This is a genomic window from Corallococcus macrosporus DSM 14697 (genome assembly GCF_002305895.1).
Lineage (GTDB): Bacteria > Myxococcota > Myxococcia > Myxococcales > Myxococcaceae > Myxococcus > Myxococcus macrosporus.
This window is the reverse complement of the sequence record NZ_CP022203.1, coordinates 7914744-7933075: the sequence shown is the minus strand read 5'-3', so window position 1 is coordinate 7933075 and position 18332 is coordinate 7914744. Positions and strand designations below refer to the sequence as shown.

Below are 18332 nucleotides of genomic sequence, written 5' to 3'. Positions count from 1 at the left end.
CCGGGCGAATTCACCGGGGAGCCATTCGCGTTGGCGACATTTTCTCCGTCGCTTTCAAGCTGACGCCCGTGCGAACACCCGAAGGCTATGCTCCGTCCATTCGTTCGGGGGACCGGCCAGTCTCGATTCGTGTCGAGCAGATACGAGCTTACGGCCGCTGCTTTCAGGAGCTTGAGGCTGGGATGACCGCCGAGTTGGTCTTATCAGGGGACGGGACGGGGGGGCTCGTGCAGGGGGATGTGCTCGGAGGTCATGTGACGTAAACTTCCTTGCAGGGGGAGGGAGATGGGGACCTGCCTCCGGGTGCCCGCCCCCTCTCCCGTGCATGTTAGGGCCTGTCCGGATATTAGTTAGCCCAATAGAGGAATGGTCGAGCAACCGAGCATGTTGGCCGGGTATGGACGCGGAAAAGGCCGTGGCGGAGCGCTACCAGGCACGCCGGGACGTCATGGATGAGCGGGTGACGCGCCGCTGGGCAGGCGCCGAGACGCTCGCGTTGGGACGAGGCGGCGTCACAGCGGTCGCCCGGGCGACGGGCCTAGCGCGCATGACGGTGCGCGCGGGGCGCGACGAGGTGAGCGGGAAGAGGCCTGAAGGAGAACTGGTGCGGGTGCGGCGCAAGGGCGCTGGGCGCCCGCCAGTGGAGGTGGCCCAGCCGGGGTTGACGGAAACCCTGGAGTCGCTGGTGGACCCGGTGACTCGGGGCGACCCGGAGTCGCCGCTGCGCTGGACGTGCAAGAGCACGAGGATGCTGGCTGCGGAGTTGGAGAAGCACGGCTACAAAGTGAGCCCCCAGAAGGTGGGCGAGTTGCTCAAGAGCCAGGGCTACAGCTTGCAGGCAATCTCCAAGTCGTTGGAGGGAGAGTCGCACCCGGACCGCAACGCCCAGTTCGAGCACATCAACGCTCAGGTGCAGGAGTTCCAGGCTCGGGGACAGCCCGCCGTTTCGGTGGACACGAAGAAGAAGGAGTTGGTGGGGGCGTTCAAGAATGGAGGCCGTGAATGGCAGCCGGCGGGGGCGCCGGTGCTGAGCCTGACGCATGACTTCCCAGGCACGGCGGTGGGCAAGGCGATTCCCTACGGTGTGTACGACATCGGGGACAACAGCGCCTGGGTGTCGGTGGGGGTGGACCACGACACGCCCGTCTTCGCCGTCAACAGCCTCGGCGCGTGGTGGCGCAAAATGGGCCATGCGCGCTACCCCGAGGCGAAGGAACTCCTGGTGACGGCGGACTCGGGCGGCAGCAACAGCGCGCGAAGCCGGGTCTGGAAGGCCGAACTGCAGCGGCTGGCGGACGCGACGGGGCTTTGCATCAGCGTCTGTCATTTCCCGCCCGGTACGAGCAAGTGGAACAAGGTGGAGCATCGCCTCTTCAGCCACATCAGCCTGAATTGGAGAGGCCGCCCCCTGGAGGACTACGAGACGGTGGTGAACCTCATCGGCACCACGACCAACACCAAGGGCTTGAAGGTGAAAGCACGGTTGGACCGACGGCGCTACCGCACAGGAGTCAGCGTCTCTCCGGAGGCCATGCACGAACTCCACCTCGTCCGCGCGACCTTCCATGGTGACTGGAACTACGTCCTCAAGCCCCGGATGGATAAGTAATTTCTGATCAAGCCCTTAGCTCAAAACTCCGCGCCGATGGCCCGCAACCCAGGCGAAGCCTCAGCACCGACGGACAACTGCGTATGCGGCACCCACGTCCCGGTGGAACTCCCGTCCGGGCTCCGGTTGTAGGAAACACCCACAGTCGTGTCCTGATACCCCGCGCTGTCCTGCACGGTGTTGTCCGGCCGCACCAGGTACACGGTGTCGCCGCTGCTGCCGTCGTTGACGCCCCGGTTGAAGTACAGCCCGCCTCCCGACGCGGCCGTGGCGTTCGTCACGCCCGTGGGCACCGCCGTCGGGCCCGAGTACACGACATACGCCTTGCCCGGCTGAATCATCGTCCCGCTCGGAAACACATGCCGCACGGGGTCGCTCCCCGCATACGAGTTGGCGTCGTGAATCTTCCAGCCGCCCAGGTCCACGGCCGTGGTGCCCGTGTTCACCAGCTCGACGAACTGCTGGTCATAGTCCGGCGTCGACGTCCCCGGGACGTTGTGCGTCTGCGGCAGGTACTCGTTGATGAACACCGGGAGCTGCGTCCCGCCATCCCCCGGTCCGCCCGTGCTCGGCTGGCCGAAGTTGTAGCGGCTGACGATGGGGTAGTGGTCGGAGGTGTTGTTCCGGTAGCCGGAGATCTCCGGCCGAATCACCCGCGTCGAGTTGGGGATGTAGCTCTCCCACAGCTCATTCGAGACGAGCTGGTGGTCGATGAACGAGCTCCGGCTCGCGGTGCTGCCGATGCCCGCTCGCGACAGGGCCTCGGTGGTGAACGCGTAGTTGGCCGTGTCGCTGACGAAGTTCTGGTACGGCGACTCGAACTTCCCGCCCGTGGCCGGATTGGTCGCGGTGGACACGTCCACGTCGTCATTCCAGTCGCCAATCACCATGACCCGCTGCGTGGGCAGGCGCTGGTCCAGGTAGTCCTTGAGCGCCCTGGCCGCGGACTGCCGCCGCGCATAGTCCTGCTCGCCCGTATAGGCCTTCATGTGGAGCATCAGCGCCGTCACGTCCACGCTGCTGCCATCCTCGCGGCGGATGCGCAGGTCCACCCGGAGCGGGGGACGCCCACCGAAATCGTAGCTGGAGCTCAGCATCACCACATTCGCTTGCAGCACCTCCACCACGTCCGACTTGAACAGCACGCCGAGCTTCTGGCCGTCGGCGTCGTAATACGACGTGCCCGAAGACACCCGCGTGCTGTCATCCGCGAGGAAGCCGTCGTAGCCAGGGAGCCGCGCCTTCAGCTCGTTGAACCGCGCCGTGCTGACGATCTCCGCCAGGCCCCAGAAGTCCACGCCCGCGTCAGCGAGAACAGCCTGGGCATTGGTCACCTGCAGGTCGTCGTTGGCGGGGCCGTTGAGCGGGTCCCCGAACCACTCGATGTTCCAGTTCCCCACCGACAGCGGGAAGGTCCCGTCCGGCGGGCCTCCATCCGGGTTCTGTCCCGGCGCCAGCACCTGGAGCCCGAGCTGCACCTGGGCCTCGGCGCCGTGGGCGTCCTGGACGCGCAGGGTGAGCGGGTAGGTCCCCTCGCCCTGGGGCTGGCCATTCAGGATGCCCTCGGGGGTGAGCGAGATGCCGGTGGGCAGCGAACCCTCCACCACCGTCCACTCCAGCGGCGGGCGCCCGCCCGTGGCGGCCAGGACGTGCTCATAGCTGCCACCCGCCGTGGCCGCGGGCAGCGCGGCGCTGGTGACCTCGGGGCGCTCCCAGAGCTTCAGCGTGTACGTGCGGACGTTCTCCAGGCCGTTCGCGTCCCGCACCGTCACCGTGAGCGAGTAGTCACCGGGCTCGGTGCCGGGCCCCAGCAGCCGGCCTTCCCCCGTGTAGAACGAGAACCCCGGCGGAGGCGGAGACACCGAGTAGCGCAGCGGAGGCTCGCCTCCGGACGCGGTGAACCGGGCCTCGTAGTCGAGCCCCACCGTCGTGGGGGACAGCTCGACCGCGGGCAGGGTCGGACCCGTCGACGAACCACGTCCATCGCAGGCGCACAGCAGGGTGAGGACGGCGAGCATCCCCGCCATTCGGATCAACGACATATCGGGCGGGCTCCAGCGCGGGCGTCGAAGCACACAGCCCGCGAAGGGCGCACTCTACCCCTGGCCGACTTCCGCATGCACGAGGCAATGGCCACCGCCCTCATGCGTGTTTCAAGTCAGGGAACCACCGGAAGGCTTTGCGCTTCTGGGGAGACGTAGAGTGGAATGGTGGAGGATTGGGGGGGCGGTCCGCCCCATGGAGGACACGGCAGATGGCCAACAAGTGGGACAAGCAGTTGATGGACTTCCTCAAGCGCACCGGTGACGAGCTCAAGCGCACCACCGACGACCTGCGCGGCGAGGCGCAGCGCCTCCTCAAGGAAGTGAAGGACCCCCAGAACCAGGCCAAGGTGAAGGAGGGCCTGGAGCAGCTCCGCACCTGGGCCGCCGCCTCCAGCAAGGTGGCCGCGGAGAAGATTGAAGTCGCGGTGCGTCAGGTCGAGGGCGCCGTCGAGCGCGCCTTCACGAACGAGGAGGGCGACAAGCAGGCCGCTCCCTCGCGCCCCGCCCAGCCGGCGTCCGAGCCCGCGGCCGAGGCCAGGGCCCCCAAGGCCAGCGCCTCGCGCCCCGCCGCGAAGAAGGCCGGGGGCAAGTCCATTGGCCGCAAGAAGCCCGCCGCCGCGGCCAAGGGCGCCGCCACCAAGACGGCCAAGAAGGCTGTTTCGGGTTCCAAGAAGACGATTGGCCGCCCGAAGAAGCCCGCCTCCAAGAACACCGCCGGAGCGTGAAGTTCCGCTGGACGTGAAGCCCGCCTGCCTGGGGGCAGGCCGGTTTCCTTTGTCCTTCTCGCCATTTGGAGGGACCCGCGGTGCGTGAGATAGTGCGCGCCGTGGCCGGCTCGAACGACAAGAGCAGAATCCAGACAGACATCGGGCAGGACGTCATCGACGCGGCGGTTCGCAGCGTCGAGCGTCACATGGACGAAGAGGACGAGGTGACCGTCATCGAGGTGGGGGCGCCAGGCCCGTCCGCCCCGGTGGAGGCCGACGCGTCCCCGTCCCCCGCAGACACTACTTCCCCACCACCGCCCGCCGCCGAGGCGCCCCCGTCCGACGACGTGGCCGCGCTCCGCCAGGAGGTGGAGTCCCTCAAGGCCCAGCTCGAGTTCAGCCAGGCCAAGGGCCGCGAGACGATGGAGCGCCTGCGCGAGGCCCACGAGCGCGCGAAGGAGGCGCAGGAGCGCACCGTGCGTCACGCCGCGGACCTGGAGAACTACCGCAAGCGCGCGCAGAAGGAGAAGGAGGAGGTCCAGCGCTTCGGCGCGGAGCGGCTGCTCAAGGACCTGCTCCCGGTGATGGACAACCTGGACCGCGCGCTCGACGCGGCGGCCAAATCACCGGACCTGGAGAGCTTCGAGAAGGGCGTGGCCATGACGCGCAAGTCCTTCGAGGACGCGCTGGGCCGCCACGGCGTGAAGGGCTTCAGCGCCAAGGGCCAGCCCTTCGACCCGCGCATCCACGAGGCCATCCAGCAGGTGGAGACGGCGGACGTCCCCGCCGGCCACGTGTCCTACGAGGTCGTCCGCGGCTTCTACCTCAACGAGCGGCTGGTGCGTCCGGCCATGGTCGTCGTCGCGCGCGCGCCCGCGGAGCCGGTCGCCGCCGCCGAGCCGCCGGCCGCCGCCGAGCCGCCGGCCGCCGCCGAGCCGCCGGCCGCCGCGGAATCCGCTACGCCGTCCGACACCGAGGCGCCCGCGGCGCCCGAGCAGTCCGAGAACTCTTCCGGGGGGAGTCAGTAACCAACATGGGCAAGGTGATTGGAATCGACCTTGGGACGACCAACTCGTGCGTCGCCGTCATGGAGGGCGGCGAGCCGGTGGTCATCCCCAACAGCGAAGGCAGCCGGACCACGCCTTCCATGGTGGGCTTCACGGACTCCGGCGAGCGCCTGGTGGGGCAGATTGCCAAGCGGCAGGCCATCACCAACCCGGAGAACACCGTCTTCGCGGCGAAGCGGCTCATCGGCCGCAAGTTCGACTCGCCCGAGGCCAAGAAGGCCATTGGCGTGTCCCCGTTCAAGGTGGCCTCCAGCCCCAACGGCGACGCGTGGGTGGAGATTCGCGGCAAGGGCTACAGCCCGCCGGAGGTCTCCGCCATCGTCCTGATGAAGATGAAGCAGACGGCGGAGGACTACCTCGGTGAGCAGGTGGCCGAGGCCGTCATCACCGTCCCCGCCTACTTCAACGACAGCCAGCGCCAGGCCACCAAGGACGCCGGCCGCATCGCCGGGCTCAACGTCCTGCGCATCATCAATGAGCCCACCGCGGCCGCGCTGGCCTACGGCCTGGACAAGGTCCAGGAGGGCGGCACCGAGCGCATCGCCGTCTACGACCTGGGCGGCGGCACCTTCGATATCTCCATCCTGGAGCTCAACGCCGGCGTGTTCGAGGTCAAGAGCACCAACGGCGACACCTTCCTGGGCGGCGAGGACTTCGACCAGCGCCTCATCGACTACCTGGCCAAGCGCTTCGCGGAGGCCAACAACGGCCTGGACCTGCGCAAGGACCGCATGGCGCTCCAGCGCCTGAAGGAGGCCGCCGAGCGCGCCAAGCACGAGCTGTCCAGCGCGCCGGAGACGGAGGTGAACCTGCCCTTCATCACCGCGGATGCCTCCGGCCCCAAGCACCTCACGGAGACGGTGGACCGCGCCACCTTCGAGGCGCTGGTGACGGACCTCATCGACCGCACCATCGAGCCGTGCAAGATCGCCCTGAAGGACGCGGGCATCGCCGCGCAGCAGATCAACCAGGTGCTGCTGGTGGGCGGCATGACGCGCATGCCGCGCGTGCAGGCGAAGGTGAAGGAGTTCTTCGGCCGGGAGCCGCACAAGGGCATCAACCCGGACGAGGTCGTCGCCGTGGGCGCGGCCATCCAGGGCGGCGTGCTCAAGGGCGAGGTGAAGGACGTCCTCCTGCTGGACGTCACGCCGCTGTCGCTCGGCGTGGAGACGGCCGGCGGCGTCTTCACGAAGATCATCGACAAGAACACCACCATCCCCTGCAAGAAGAGCCAGGTGTTCTCCACCGCGGTGGACAACCAGCCGCTGGTGAGCGTGCACGTGCTCCAGGGCGAGCGCGAGATGGCGGCGGACAACAAGACGCTGGCGCGCTTCGAGCTGGTGGGCATCCCCCCGGCGCCGCGCGGCGTGCCGCAGATCGAGGTGTCGTTCGACATCGACGCCAACGGCATCGTCCACGTCAGCGCCAAGGACCTGGGCACCGGCAAGGTCCAGCAGGTGCGCGTGGTGAGCAACTCCGGCCTGTCCGAGGCCGAAATCCAGGCGATGATCTCCGACGCGCAGTCGCACGCCTCCGACGACAAGAAGAAGAAGGAGCTGGCGGAGCTGCGCAACAACGCCGACGGCCTCATCTACACGACGGAGAAGAGCCTGGAGGAGTACGCCAGCCTCCTGTCGGAGAAGGACCGCGAGGAGATCAAGGCGGACCTGGAGCGCCTCAAGGAGGTCCTCAACACCTCCGACGTGGCGGTCCTCAAGGAGTCCTTCCAGCGCCTGGAGGGCAGCGCCTACCGCATCGCGGACGCCATCTACACGGGGCAGGCGAGCTGAGCGCTCGCAATCGTTCCCGCGCTCCGGCGTAGACTGTCCGCCGCGCAGTCCCCACCTGGAGCGCATCCCATGGACGTCACCGAAGGCATCGTCGTGTCCCTCATCACCGCCATGGTGGTGGGGGTGCCCCTGTTCGGGCTCACCCTCCGCTTCTCCCTCAAGCCCCTGGTGGAGGCCTTCATCCGGCTGAAGGAGGCCCAGCACGGCGGCATGGACGTCCGGATGCTCCGCGAGCGCGTGGCGCACCTGGAGCACGTGCTGGAGGCGCATGGGCTGATCGATGCCCCCCAGCCGCGGGCGCTCCGCTCCGGCACGCCCGAGCACCTTTCGGCCGTGTCGCCGTTGAAGGACCGGGAGCGCGTGTAGTCCCCCGCGCGGCGCCGGCTTTCCGGAAGGGACGTCCCGGGTGTTGAATGCGCCCGTGGATTTCCCCTCATTAGAGGAAGAGGTCGTTTTTCTCCGGGGTCTGGTCTCCGTGCACCGGATGGCCGACGTCATCCTGGAGGACTGCCTGGAGCGCGGCCTGGACCTGGACTCCGGGGTCGACGTGTTCCTCACGCAGTGTGCCCGGCTGGTGCATGCGCGCGCCGGCTTCGTGTCCCTGCGGGGGACGCGCGGCCCGGTGCTGACGCGCGTGCTGGGCGAGCCCGGCGTGGACGTCCAGGAGGCGGTGCGCTGGCCAGGCGTCCACAAGCTGAAGGACGGGCGGACGCTCTTCTGCACGCGCCTGGCGCTGGGCAGCCTGGACCTGGGCGGCCTGGGGCTGGTGGTGGAGGGGAACTTTGACGGCGGCGGCGGGTTGGTGATGAAGCTGGTGGAGGCCATCGGCGAGCAGCTCGACACCGCCGTGCTGGGCTTCCTGGCGCTGACGGACGGCAAGGGCGCGCTGGCGCGGCTGGACGCGCTCACCGCGGAGGCCGCCCCGGCGTCACGGGGCCACATCGGCCGCTATGAGGTGGTGACGCCGCTGGGCACCGGCGGCATGGCGCAGGTGCTGGTGGCGCGGACCCGGGGCCCGGAGGGGCTGGGCCGGCTGGTGGCGCTCAAGCGCATCCTCCCGCACCTGTCCTCGGACCCCTCCATCGTCCAGCAGTTCCTGGACGAGGCCCGCATCGGCCTGCGGCTCTCCCACCCCAACCTGGTCCACGTCTACGACTTCGGCGAGGCGGAGGGCGCGTACTACATCGCCATGGAGCTGGTGCGGGGCGTGGACCTGGAGCGGCTCATCCGCGCCGCCCGGGGCCCGCTGGAGACGGCGCAGGCGGTGAGCGTGGTGTGTCAGGGCCTGGCGGGGCTGCACGAGGCGCACGTGCTGCGAGGCGAGGACGGCGCGCCGCTCGAGCTGGTGCACCGGGACTTGTCTCCGCACAACCTCATGGTGGGGTTCGACGGGCGGGTGAAGGTGCTGGACTTCGGCGTGGCCAAGGCCCGCGCCCAGCGCACGGTGACGCTGCCGGGCATCGTGAAGGGCAAGCCGCTGTACATGTCTCCCGAGCAGGCGCGGGGCATGAGGCTGGACGCGCGCAGCGACCTGTTCGCCATGGGGCTGGTGCTGTACCAGGCGCTCACGGGCGCTCGGGCCTTCGAGAAGCCGGATGAGCTGGCCACCATGCATGCCATCTGTGACGAGGCCCTGCCGCCGCGCCCTTCGCGAATCCCCCGGGCGGTGTGGAAGGTGCTGGAGACGGCGCTGGCCAAGCGTCCGGAGGCGCGCTTCGGTAGCGCGCGGGAGATGGCGGACCGCCTGGCGGACGCCTGCCGTCCGGCGAGCGACTCGGAGCTGGCGCGGCTGATGGCGGCGCACTTCGCCGACCGGCACCGCGAGTTCGTGCAGCTGGACGGCCCGCACCCGGGGCCACGCCTCTCGGAAGGGGAGGCCCGGGGCGAGACACCCATCATGCGCCCCCGGCACCTGAAGGCCTCGCCCTGACCGGACGCGCGGCCCCTCCCGGGAGGAGGGAGGGGCCGGTCCGCGGCGCGCTCAGTACCCGCGCTTGAGCGGGTCGTCCGAAGGCGCGTTCAGCGTGCGGGCGCGCTCCTCGCCCTCGGTGCGCACGTCCACCTCTTCCCGGCGCACGTGCTCGGAGATGTGGCGCTCCTCGTCCACCTCGTCCTTGTGGATGACGACCTCCTCGTCGACGACGGCGCGCTTCTGGACCTCCACCTCCTCGGCGCGCAGCGGGACGACGACCGTCTCCTCCTGGAAGGAGGCGTTCATGGCCGGGCGTCCCGGGCTGACGTCGCGGCGCTCCACGCGGACGCGCTCGCGGCGCACCGGCACGTCCAGCTCCCGGTCCTCCTCCACCACGTCCTTGTGGACGCGGACCTCACCGGCCTGGACGTCCCGCTTGAGCACGTCCACCTCCTCCTTGTGCAGGGGGATGGTGACGTCCTCCTCGCGGCCGTGGATGCCGCGCGCGCCCACGCCGGTGTCCGACGCTCTCAGGGCCGCGGCGTCCGCGTCCAGGCCGGTGCCGCCGCGGGCGTCCCTGCCCAGGCGCGTGTCGTAGGCCTCCTTGCGGCCCACCGTGTCCGTGGTGGCGTCCATGCCTGAGCGGGTGCGGGCCTCGCCTCGTTCGGCGCCCATGCCCACCGCGCCCGGGCCCACGCCCGCGCCGCCGCCGGTGCCCGCGATGGTGTCCGTGCGGCGCTCATCCGTCAGCCGGCTCAGCGCCTCCTTGCCGTGGCTGAGGATGATCTCCGAGCCGTCGATGCGGCTGACCTCCGAGTACCGGACCAGGTAGTCCTTCGGGAAGAAGAGGCCCTTCTCGATGTGGAACTCCCCTTCGCCGACCGCGAAGACCTTGCCGAGCTTCTCGCCGTCGATGCTGCGGACAACCATCCCTTCCTTGATGTCGCTGCGCTGGTACATGGCTGGCTCCTCGTGGCCGGGGCGGGTGGACTGGCTGGCCACACCCTGGGCCCCGGTGCTGGTGGAGGCCTCGCGTGCGTGCGCGAGGCCCTGGGGTTTCCCACCCCGGTCCTTTGGAAGGTGTGAGCGCGTCGTCCAGGTGACAGGGGCCAAGGACACAGTGCCAGTCGGCTCGGCAACGCGCCTGCCCGCCCGAACGCCCGCCTGTCCTTTCGGCTGCCCGGGCGGCGCGGAGCGGGGCACGGCGGCCGGGGCTTCCCAGGGCGCCGCGGCCCACCCCATCTTCTGGCGAGGTGCGCCCGGGCCTCCAAGCCCCGAGCACCCGACGGGAGAACGTCATGAGGAGCAGGCAGGGAACCTGGGCACCGTGGCGCAGGGGTGACTCGTGGGTGGGCGGCGCGGTCGCGGGGGTGGGGGCGCACCTGGTGGCGCGCGGCCTCCACCGGCTGCTGCGGCCGGACCTGCGCGGCCCCGTGGTGGGCGTGGCCTGCGCCTCCGGCATGCTGGGCGCGCTGGTGGCGAGCCGGCTCGCGCGGCCGCGGCCGCCTCCCGCCCTGGCCCTGGTGCCCGCGCCTCCGCCCGCGGACGCCGCGCCGCCGGGAGAGGACAGGGCGCCTCCCCCGCTGCGAGCACACCGGCGCGGGCCGAATGGCCGGGAGCATCCCTGGAGCGAGCCTGGACTGCCCACCCGGGCGTGAGCCACGAACCACACCACACGAGAGGAGTCCTCCGATGCGCACGGACGTACGGGAAGGGATGCGGGTCTTCACGGCGGATGGGACCCGGTTGGGCACCGTGGTGGGCTGTGGCGGGGAGTCCTTCACCATCGAAGGCGGGCTCCTGCGGCGGAAGGCCTTCACCGCGCGCTACGGCGACGTGGTGGACGTGCGCGGGGACGACGTGCACCTGGGGTTGACGCGGGACGAGGTGTCCCCCACGCAGGAGGACGCGGCGCATGGGGAGGCCCGCCGCCCCGAGGCCGTGCTCTCCGCCGAGTTCGCGACGCCCGGCGAGCTCGTGGTGCCCCTGGCCCGCGAGGAGGCGCATCCCCACGTCGTGGTGCGCGAGGCCGGGCAGGTGCGCATCCACAAGGTGGTGCGGACGGAGGTGCGGCACTTCTCCGTGCCGGTGCGCCGCGAGGAGCTGCTGGTGGAGCGGGTGTCCGAACAGGCGGTGGCCGCGGAGGGGCCGCTGCCGCCCGAGGCCGTGGCGTCCGCCCGGCCGGTGCTGGAGGGGCTGGTGCCCTTCGAGGCGGGCACCTTCGTCATCCCGCTGCGCGAGGAGCGGGTGGAGGTCTCCAAGACGGTGCATGTCTGGCAGGAGGTCGCGGTTTCCCGGTACACCGACGAGGTGCTCCGGCAGGTCCACGCCACCGTTCGGAAAGAGACGGCCGAGGTGGAGGAGCGGGGCGAGGTGCTTCACGACGGCCCGGTGGACGGGCTGCACTCCTGACTGACGCGCCGCACAGCGGGTGCGTGATGGGGGCACGGGTCGGCTGCGCGCTTGACCCATGGAGAGGTGTCCCCTAGAAAACCGGGGCTTTGCCGTGTCAGTTTCCGAGAAGGGAAGCCCTGCATGCGACGACTTGCCCCGATGCTCCTCGCCGCGCTCGCCGTCATGGCGGCCGCTTGCGAGAAGAAGACGCAGCCTGCTCCTTCCGGTGAAGGAGGCCCGCAGGCCGCGCCGCAGGGGCAGGGGGCGGCGCCGGTGGACGCGAACTCCATCCTGCTCGGGCAGGTGGGCTCGCTCACTGGCGGCCAGGCGACGTTCGGCATCTCCACCCGCAACGGCATCGAGCTGGCCCTCAAGGAGGCCAACGCCGCGGGCGGCGTGAAGGGCAAGAAGCTGGCCATTCGCGTCTACGACAACCAGAGCAAGCCCGAGGAGGCCGCCCAGGCCGCCACGCGGCTCATCACCCAGGACAAGGTCGCGCTCATCCTGGGGGACGTGGCGTCGTCCAACTCGCTGGCCATGGCGGAGAAGGCGCAGGCGGCGGGCGTGCCCATGATTACGCCGTCCTCCACCAACCCCACCGTCACCGCGAAGGGTGACTACATCTTCCGCGTCTGCTTCATCGACCCGTTCCAGGGCTTCGTGATGGCGAAGTTCGCGCGGGAGAACCTGAAGCTGAACAACGTGGCGGTGCTCCAGGACAACAAGAGCGCGTACTCCATTGGCCTGGCGGAGGTCTTCACGCGCAAGTTCACGGAGATGGGCGGCAAGGTGACGGCCGTGGAGAGCTACAGCCAGGGTGACACCGACTACCGCGCCCAGCTCACCGCCATCCGCAAGTCGCAGCCGGAGGGCATCTACGTGCCGGGCTACTACAGCGAGGTGGGCATCATCGCCCGCCAGGCGCGCGAGGTGGGCCTGAAGGTGCCGCTGATGGGCGGCGACGGCTGGGACTCCGAGAAGCTCTTCGAGCTGGGCGCCAGCGCCATCGAGGGCAGCTACTTCTCCAACCACTACTCGCCGGACAACCCGGACCCCCGCGTGCAGAAGTTCATCGCGGACTACAAGGCCGCCTACGGCGCGGTGCCGGACGCCCTGGCCGCGCTGGGCTACGACTCGGCCCGCGTGGCGGTGGCGGCCCTGGAGCGCGCCAAGGACCTGAGCGGCCCGGCCGTGCGTGACGCCATCGCGCAGACGAAGGACTTCCCGGGCGTGGCGGGCACCGTCACCCTGGATGCCCAGCGCAACGCCGTGAAGTCCGCCGTCGTCCTCAAGGTCGAGGACGGCAAGACGCAGTACGTCACGACCATCAATCCCTAATGGCGCAGCTCCTCCAGCACCTCATCAACGGCCTGGCCGCCGGCACCATCTACGCGCTCGTCGCGCTCGGCTACACGATGGTGTACGGCGTCCTGAAGCTCATCAACTTCGCCCACGGCGACGTCATGATGGTCGGCGTCTACATGGGCTACGCCAGCGCGTTCGCGCTCGGGCGCGACATGCGCAGCTCGCTCGTGGGCGTGGCCGTCGTCTTCGCGGTGGCCATGCTGGGCTGCGCGCTGCTCGGGTTCTTCATCGAGCGCTTCGCGTACCGCCCCCTGCGGGAGAAGCCGCGCCTCACCGCGCTCATCACCGCCATCGGCATCTCCTTCGCGCTGTCCTATGGCTTCCAGTTGGACATCGGCTTCCTGCCGGGCGCGGCGCCGCGGGCCTTCCCGGAGGTGATTGCGCCGGTGGAGTGGCTCGTCATCGGTGACCGGGACGTGGTGGTGTGGAACTGGCAGGTCATCAGCTTCGGCATCGCCGTGGCGCTGATGGTGGGCCTGCAGTTCCTGGTGTTCCGCACCCGCTTCGGCCGGGCGATGCGCGCGGTGTCCTGGGACCACCGCGTGGCGGCGCTGATGGGCATCCCCACCGACCGCGTCATCGCGCTGACGTTCATGCTGAGCAGCGCGCTGGCGGCGGGCGCCGGCCTGCTCTACGCCATCAAGGACACGTCGGTGAGCCCGCTGATGGGCCTGTACGTGGGCCTGAAGGCCTTCGTGGCGGCGGTGATTGGCGGCATCGGCCACGTGCCGGGCGCCGTCATTGGGGGGCTGGTGCTGGGGCTGGTGGAGGAGTTCGTGGTGGGCTACGCGGCCAGCACCTGGCGTGACGCGGTGGCCTTCGGCTTCCTCATCCTGGTGCTGCTGGTGAAGCCGGGCGGCCTCTTCGGCCGCGTCGCCGCGGAGAAGGTCTGATGGAGACTCCGGCGATTCCCGCCCCCGAGGCCCGCTCCGCCGTCCCCGCGTCGCTGCGCGGCCTGCTCCCGGTGCTGGTGGCGCTGCCGGCGCTGGCGCTGTTCCAGTGGCTGATGAGCGACGCGCCCTTCGCCTCCTACCTGCTGTCGGTGGTGGGGGTGAACATCATCCTGGCGGTCAGCCTCAACATCGTGAACGGGATGACGGGGCAGTTCTCCATTGGCCATGCGGGCTTCATGGCGGTGGGGGCCTACATCTCCGGCGTGCTGTCGCTGAACCTCAAGGACGTGGCGCTGTCCTTCCTGCCGGTGGCGGTCAGCGACCAGGTGTTCTTCGTCGTGGCGCTGCTGGTGGGCGGCCTGGCCGCGGCGCTGTGCGGCTTCCTGGTGGGCCTGCCCTCGCTGCGGCTGCGCGGGGACTACCTGGCCATCGTCACGCTGGGCTTCGGCGAAATCATCCGCGTGGTGGTGCAGAACACGGACGCCTTCGGCCGGGCGCTGGGCCTGTCCGGCATCCCGCAGACGTCCTCGCCGGCCATGGTGTACTTCTGGGTGTTCCTCACCGTGCTGGTGGCCCGGCGCATCACCGGCTCCAGCCACGGCCGCAGCCTCTGGGCCATCCGCGAGGACGAGGTGGCCGCCGAGGCCATGGGCGTGGACACCACGGGCTACAAGGTCCGCGCCTTCGTCATCTCCTCGTTCTTCGCGGGCGTGGCGGGCGCGCTGTTCGCGCACTTCGTGCCCATCATCAACCCCGGCTCCTTCACCTTCGTGAAGTCGATGGAGATCGTCGTGATGGTGGTGCTGGGCGGCCTGGGCTCCACGACGGGCGCCATCGTCGCGGCCACCTTCCTCACGCTGCTGCCGGAGGGCCTGCGCTCGCTGTTCACCGTGCTGGGCGCCGAGGGCAGCCTGGCGCAGAAGGTGGACCAGATTCGCATGCCCGTGTACGGCCTGCTGCTGGTGGTGCTGATGCTGGCGCGGCCCCAGGGGCTGTTCGGGACGAAGGAACTCTGGGATGTGCTGCCGCGGTGGATTCCGCGCAAGCGCAGGGGGCTGGCGTGAGCGCGGCCGTGCAGGCAATGAAGGCGGAGGCCGGAGCGCCGCTGCTCCAGGCGGACGGGGTGAGCATCCAGTTCGGCGGCCTCAAGGCGCTGACGGACTTCAACCTCACCGTGCGGCAGGGCGACCTGCAGGGCCTCATCGGGCCCAACGGCGCCGGCAAGTCCACGGCGTTCAACGTGCTGACCGGCGTGTACCAGCCCACGCGGGGCGAGGTGCGCGTGGGCGGGCAGCGGGTGAACGGCTGGCTGCCGCATCAAATCAACCACCTGGGGCTGGCGCGCACCTTCCAGAACATCCGCCTGTTCCGCGCGCTCTCCGCGTTGGACAACGTGAAGGTGGCGTGCCGGGCGCAGGGCGCGCTGCACCCGGAGGGCGTGGGGCTGGGGGCGAAGGTGAAGGGCGCCTTCACCAACTACCGCGACTGGTGGCGGGCGCTGCTGCTCACCCCGCGCTTCCAGCAGGAGGAGCGGGAGCTGACGCGGCAGGCGGAGCACCTGCTGGAGGTCATGGGCCTGTCGCACCGCCGCGACGAGGAGGCGCGCAACCTGCCCTACGGCGAGCAGCGCCGCCTGGAGATCGCGCGCGCGCTGGGCACGCAGCCCAAGGTGCTGCTGCTGGACGAGCCCGCCGCCGGCATGAACACCCGCGAGAAGGCGGACCTGATGGTGCTCATCCGCAAGCTGCGGGATGACTTCCAGCTTGGCGTGCTGGTGATTGAGCACGACATGAAGCTGGTCATGGGCATCTGCGAGTTCATCACCGTGCTGGACCACGGCGAGACGATTGCCCGGGGCGCGCCGGCGCAGGTGCGCAGCGACCGGAAGGTCATCGAAGCCTACCTGGGTGACAGCTACCTGGAGAGCCACGGAGGGGCGGCGTGAGCGAGGCGCAGGTGAAGACGTTGGGCGAGCGCCAGGCCTTCCCGCCGCTGTTGTCGGTGGAGGGCATCAAGGTGCACTACGGCGCCATCCAGGCGCTCAGGGGCGTGTCCCTGACGGTGGGCAAGGGCGAGGTGGTGGCCCTCATCGGCGCGAACGGCGCGGGGAAGACGAGCACCCTGCGCGCGGTGAGCGGGATGCTCAAGCCCAGCGCTGGCCGCATCCTGTTCAACGGGAACGACACCACGTCCATGAAGGCGCACCAGCTGGTGCCGCGCGGCATGGCGCACGCGCCGGAGGGGCGGGGCGTGTTCCCCAACATGTCCGTCCAGGAGAACCTGGAGCTGGGCGCGTACCTGCGCACGGACACCTCCGGCATCCAGGCGGACCTGGAGAAGAGCTTCACGCTGTTCCCGGTGCTCAAGGAGCGCCGCAAGCAGATGGCCGGCACGCTGTCGGGCGGTGAGCAGCAGATGCTGGCCATTGCCCGCGCGCTGCTCAGCAAGCCGCAGCTCCTCCTGCTGGATGAGCCGTCCCTGGGCCTGGCGCCGCAGGTGACGGAGGCCATCTTCCGCACCCTGCGCGAGGTGAACGCCACCGGCGTGAGCGTGCTGCTGGTGGAGCAGAACGCCCACCTGGCGCTCAACGCGGCCCACTACGGCTATGTGTTGGAGACGGGCGAGGTCGTGATGGCGGGGCCGGGCAAGGCGCTCTTGGAGAGCGCGGAGGTCCGGCGTGCGTATCTTGGCGAATAGTCAGGGGTGCTACGTCCTCTCGCCGACGCTCCGGTAGAGTCCGGCGCGCAATGAAACTGGCTCCCGTTTCAAAGTCGGGTAGTCAGCAACCAGGAAGTTCGTCTAGCGTCCGTCGACGCGCTGCGTTCAACCACACTCAGGAAGTGTGCCCATGTCCCCGTTGTCCCGCCTTGTCGCAAGCCTCGCCACAATCTCGCTGATTGCCGCCGCGTGCGCCGGTCAGCAGAAGATGGAGCAGAAGGAAGCCACCTCCACCATCGAGGAGGTTCCCAACGAGGGTGGGGAGGAGATTCCCGCCGTTGCGTTCAACGTCCTGGACGCTCCCGAGGGCTTCACCGTGAAGCTGCCGGGTCCCCCGCCGCAGGCGCAGCGCAGCGAGGCCGCGCTGCCGAAGCGCACGGACAAGGCGACGCTCGTCACGTACGCGGCGAACGAGGGTGGCGTCAGCTACATCGTCAACGCGGTGGACTACCCGGAGGCCTTCGTGGCCACGGTCCCCGCCGAGGCGCTCATCAACGGCGGCATCCAGGGCATCGCCGGGCAGGTGCAGGGCGAGCTGAAGAGCTCCGAGGACATCACCCTGGAGGGCTACCCGGGCAAGGCGTACGTCCTGGCGTCGCCCTCCGGCGAGGTGAAGGGCCGCAGCTACCTGGTGGGGCCGCGCGTCTACAACCTCATCACCGTCTACAACGCGGGCATCGGCGCGCCGGGCGCGGACGAGTTCCTGGACTCGCTCAAGCTGGTGAATCCGCCGCCGCAGATTGAGCGCGCGTCCGCCGACGCCGACGCCGACGCTGGCACGGACGCCGACGCTGGCACGGACGCCGGCACCGCCGATGGCACCGGCGCCGCCGTGGAGGGTGGCGAGGACGCGGGGACCGCGCCGGACGCGGGCGCTCGCCGCCGCGCCAAGTAGTCCGCTGTCGTCCCGGGGGCGCGTCTCCTTCGTGGGGGTGTGCCCGCCGGGCTCCGTGCTCCCCGGTGTGGCCGGGGGGCCGGAGCGGCTGGGGCGTGCGTTCCCTGGCCTGCTGACGCCGCGCTGAAGGACCCTGGGCGTCAGGCTCTCCGGTGACTGGAGGCCGCCATGTGGGACCCGGCGCAGTACTCACGCTTCCGCGACGAGCGAAAGCGTCCCTTCTTCGACTTGCTGGCGCGGGTGGACGTGGAGTCCCCCACGCAGGTCGCGGACCTGGGCTGTGGCACCGGGGACCTCACGCGCCTGCTGGCCCGGCGTTGGCCGTCCGCCCAGGTGTATGGGGTGGACGCGTCGTCGGAGATGGTCGAGGCGGCCCGCCGCGGCCCGGCGCTGGCGTCCCCGCGCTTCGAGGTGGCGGACCTGGCGGATTGGAGGGCTCCCGCGCTGCTGGACGTGCTCGTCTCCAACGCGGCGCTGCACTGGCTGCCGGACCACGAGGCGCTGCTCGGGCGGCTGGTGGCGAAGCTGGCGCCGGGTGGCGTGCTGGCCTTCCAGGTGCCGGCCAACTTCGAGGCGCCGTCGCACCGGCGCGTCGATGAGGTCCGGGCCCTGCCGCGCTTCGCTTCCGTGCTGAAGCCGGTGCGGCGGCGGCCGGTGGAGGCCCTGCCCGTGTATGCGTCCTGGCTGTTCGGCCTGGGGCTGACGGTGGAGGCCTGGGAGACGACGTACCTGCACGTGCTCCCGGGCGAGGACGCGGTGCTGGCGTGGCTGCTGGGGACGACGCTGCGGCCCGTGCTCGCCGCGCTGGGGCCGGAGGCGTCGCGCGACTTCGTGGAGACGCTGCGCCCGTTGCTGCGCGAGTCCTACCCCGCGCAGCCGTACGGGACGCCGTTCCCGTTCACCCGCCGCTTCGTGGTGGCGCGGCGGGTGACGTGAG

General features: G+C 70.1%; 17 protein-coding genes. 15 read left to right on the top strand and 2 right to left on the bottom strand.

Annotated features, from left to right (window positions below; translation table 11 throughout):
* Nucleotides 1-397 precede the first annotated feature (397 nt).
* Nucleotides 398-1609 carry an ISAzo13 family transposase gene (locus MYMAC_RS32130; protein ID WP_095960822.1) on the top strand — a complete coding sequence of 404 codons (1212 nt, stop codon included), beginning with the start codon at nucleotides 398-400 and terminating at the stop codon, nucleotides 1607-1609.
* Nucleotides 1610-1629: 20 nt separating this feature from the next.
* On the opposite strand, the gene MYMAC_RS32125 is transcribed toward MYMAC_RS32130, so the two are convergent.
* The gene (locus tag MYMAC_RS32125; RefSeq protein WP_095960821.1) at nucleotides 1630-3651 is read right to left on the bottom strand and encodes a lamin tail domain-containing protein; all 2022 of its coding nucleotides are present in this window, start codon (nucleotides 3649-3651) and stop codon (nucleotides 1630-1632) included.
* 212 nt (nucleotides 3652-3863) lie between these two features.
* On the opposite strand from MYMAC_RS32125, the gene MYMAC_RS32120 reads away from it, so the two are divergent.
* From MYMAC_RS32120 to MYMAC_RS32100, 5 genes are all read left to right on the top strand, one after another.
* Complete coding sequence (locus MYMAC_RS32120) at nucleotides 3864-4379, top strand: transcriptional regulator (RefSeq protein WP_095960820.1); 516 nt, start codon at nucleotides 3864-3866, stop codon at nucleotides 4377-4379.
* Between the two features lie 92 nt (nucleotides 4380-4471).
* Complete coding sequence (grpE, locus tag MYMAC_RS32115; RefSeq protein ID WP_095960819.1) at nucleotides 4472-5389, top strand: nucleotide exchange factor GrpE; 918 nt, start codon at nucleotides 4472-4474, stop codon at nucleotides 5387-5389.
* Nucleotides 5390-5394: 5 nt separating this feature from the next.
* Nucleotides 5395-7218 (top strand): molecular chaperone DnaK, encoded by a 1824-nt coding sequence (dnaK, locus tag MYMAC_RS32110; RefSeq protein WP_013937685.1) that lies wholly within the window; start codon nucleotides 5395-5397, stop codon nucleotides 7216-7218.
* Nucleotides 7219-7287: 69 nt separating this feature from the next.
* Nucleotides 7288-7584, top strand: coding sequence for a hypothetical protein (locus tag MYMAC_RS32105; RefSeq protein WP_013937686.1), 297 nt, complete (start codon nucleotides 7288-7290; stop codon nucleotides 7582-7584).
* A gap of 118 nt (nucleotides 7585-7702) precedes the next feature.
* Nucleotides 7703-9148: a serine/threonine-protein kinase gene (locus MYMAC_RS32100; protein WP_239989145.1), complete on the top strand. Its 1446-nt coding sequence runs from the start codon at nucleotides 7703-7705 to the stop codon at nucleotides 9146-9148.
* Nucleotides 9149-9199: 51 nt separating this feature from the next.
* On the opposite strand, the gene MYMAC_RS32095 is transcribed toward MYMAC_RS32100, so the two are convergent.
* The gene (locus MYMAC_RS32095) at nucleotides 9200-10090 is read right to left on the bottom strand and encodes a YsnF/AvaK domain-containing protein (protein ID WP_204817086.1); all 891 of its coding nucleotides are present in this window, start codon (nucleotides 10088-10090) and stop codon (nucleotides 9200-9202) included.
* 338 nt (nucleotides 10091-10428) lie between these two features.
* Between MYMAC_RS32095 and MYMAC_RS32090 the strand changes: the two genes are divergently transcribed.
* The 9 genes from MYMAC_RS32090 (at nucleotide 10429) to MYMAC_RS32050 (ending at nucleotide 18331) form a co-directional block, all read left to right on the top strand.
* Nucleotides 10429-10788, top strand: a complete 360-nt coding sequence (locus tag MYMAC_RS32090; protein ID WP_239989144.1) for a hypothetical protein — start codon at nucleotides 10429-10431, stop codon at nucleotides 10786-10788.
* Between the two features lie 34 nt (nucleotides 10789-10822).
* Entirely contained in the window at nucleotides 10823-11542 is a 720-nt protein-coding gene (locus tag MYMAC_RS32085) for a YsnF/AvaK domain-containing protein (protein WP_013937690.1), read from the top strand.
* A 123-nt stretch (nucleotides 11543-11665) separates the two neighbouring features.
* On the top strand, nucleotides 11666-12862 hold the full coding sequence (locus tag MYMAC_RS32080; RefSeq protein WP_043710199.1) for an ABC transporter substrate-binding protein: 1197 nt from the start codon (nucleotides 11666-11668) through the stop codon (nucleotides 12860-12862).
* Complete coding sequence (locus MYMAC_RS32075) at nucleotides 12862-13782, top strand: branched-chain amino acid ABC transporter permease (protein ID WP_013937692.1); 921 nt, start codon at nucleotides 12862-12864, stop codon at nucleotides 13780-13782. The genes MYMAC_RS32080 and MYMAC_RS32075 overlap by 1 nt, the downstream gene beginning before the upstream one ends.
* Nucleotides 13782-14846, top strand: coding sequence for a branched-chain amino acid ABC transporter permease (locus MYMAC_RS32070; protein WP_095960815.1), 1065 nt, complete (start codon nucleotides 13782-13784; stop codon nucleotides 14844-14846). Before MYMAC_RS32075 ends, MYMAC_RS32070 begins: the two co-directional genes overlap by 1 nt.
* 17 nt (nucleotides 14847-14863) lie before the next feature.
* Nucleotides 14864-15727 carry an ABC transporter ATP-binding protein gene (locus MYMAC_RS32065; protein ID WP_204817870.1) on the top strand — a complete coding sequence of 288 codons (864 nt, stop codon included), beginning with the start codon at nucleotides 14864-14866 and terminating at the stop codon, nucleotides 15725-15727.
* Nucleotides 15724-16479 carry an ABC transporter ATP-binding protein gene (locus MYMAC_RS32060; protein WP_013937695.1) on the top strand — a complete coding sequence of 252 codons (756 nt, stop codon included), beginning with the start codon at nucleotides 15724-15726 and terminating at the stop codon, nucleotides 16477-16479. The genes MYMAC_RS32065 and MYMAC_RS32060 overlap by 4 nt, the downstream gene beginning before the upstream one ends.
* A 151-nt stretch (nucleotides 16480-16630) precedes the next feature.
* The gene (locus MYMAC_RS32055; RefSeq protein WP_239989143.1) at nucleotides 16631-17395 is read left to right on the top strand and encodes a hypothetical protein; all 765 of its coding nucleotides are present in this window, start codon (nucleotides 16631-16633) and stop codon (nucleotides 17393-17395) included.
* A 168-nt stretch (nucleotides 17396-17563) separates the two neighbouring features.
* Complete coding sequence (locus MYMAC_RS32050; RefSeq protein ID WP_013937697.1) at nucleotides 17564-18331, top strand: methyltransferase domain-containing protein; 768 nt, start codon at nucleotides 17564-17566, stop codon at nucleotides 18329-18331.
* The last annotated feature ends 1 nt before the right edge of the window (nucleotide 18332 follow it).

Bases quoted from the DNA above. Each gene is read 5' to 3' on its own strand.
- MYMAC_RS32100 (WP_239989145.1), top strand. From the start codon at position 7,703: ATGGCCGACGTCATCCTGGAGGACTGCCTGGAGCGCGGCCTGGACCTG.
- MYMAC_RS32065 (WP_204817870.1), top strand. From the start codon at position 14,864: ATGAAGGCGGAGGCCGGAGCGCCGCTGCTCCAGGCGGACGGGGTGAGC.
- MYMAC_RS32095 (WP_204817086.1), bottom strand. From the start codon at position 10,090: ATGTACCAGCGCAGCGACATCAAGGAAGGGATGGTTGTCCGCAGCATC.
- MYMAC_RS32125 (WP_095960821.1), bottom strand. From the start codon at position 3,651: ATGTCGTTGATCCGAATGGCGGGGATGCTCGCCGTCCTCACCCTGCTG.
- MYMAC_RS32055 (WP_239989143.1), top strand. From the start codon at position 16,631: ATGTCCCCGTTGTCCCGCCTTGTCGCAAGCCTCGCCACAATCTCGCTG.
- MYMAC_RS32080 (WP_043710199.1), top strand. From the start codon at position 11,666: ATGCGACGACTTGCCCCGATGCTCCTCGCCGCGCTCGCCGTCATGGCG.
- MYMAC_RS32120 (WP_095960820.1), top strand. From the start codon at position 3,864: ATGGCCAACAAGTGGGACAAGCAGTTGATGGACTTCCTCAAGCGCACC.
- MYMAC_RS32090 (WP_239989144.1), top strand. From the start codon at position 10,429: ATGAGGAGCAGGCAGGGAACCTGGGCACCGTGGCGCAGGGGTGACTCG.
- MYMAC_RS32105 (WP_013937686.1), top strand. From the start codon at position 7,288: ATGGACGTCACCGAAGGCATCGTCGTGTCCCTCATCACCGCCATGGTG.
- dnaK (WP_013937685.1), top strand. From the start codon at position 5,395: ATGGGCAAGGTGATTGGAATCGACCTTGGGACGACCAACTCGTGCGTC.
- MYMAC_RS32075 (WP_013937692.1), top strand. From the start codon at position 12,862: ATGGCGCAGCTCCTCCAGCACCTCATCAACGGCCTGGCCGCCGGCACC.
- MYMAC_RS32050 (WP_013937697.1), top strand. From the start codon at position 17,564: ATGTGGGACCCGGCGCAGTACTCACGCTTCCGCGACGAGCGAAAGCGT.
- MYMAC_RS32085 (WP_013937690.1), top strand. From the start codon at position 10,823: ATGCGCACGGACGTACGGGAAGGGATGCGGGTCTTCACGGCGGATGGG.
- MYMAC_RS32130 (WP_095960822.1), top strand. From the start codon at position 398: ATGGACGCGGAAAAGGCCGTGGCGGAGCGCTACCAGGCACGCCGGGAC.
- MYMAC_RS32070 (WP_095960815.1), top strand. From the start codon at position 13,782: ATGGAGACTCCGGCGATTCCCGCCCCCGAGGCCCGCTCCGCCGTCCCC.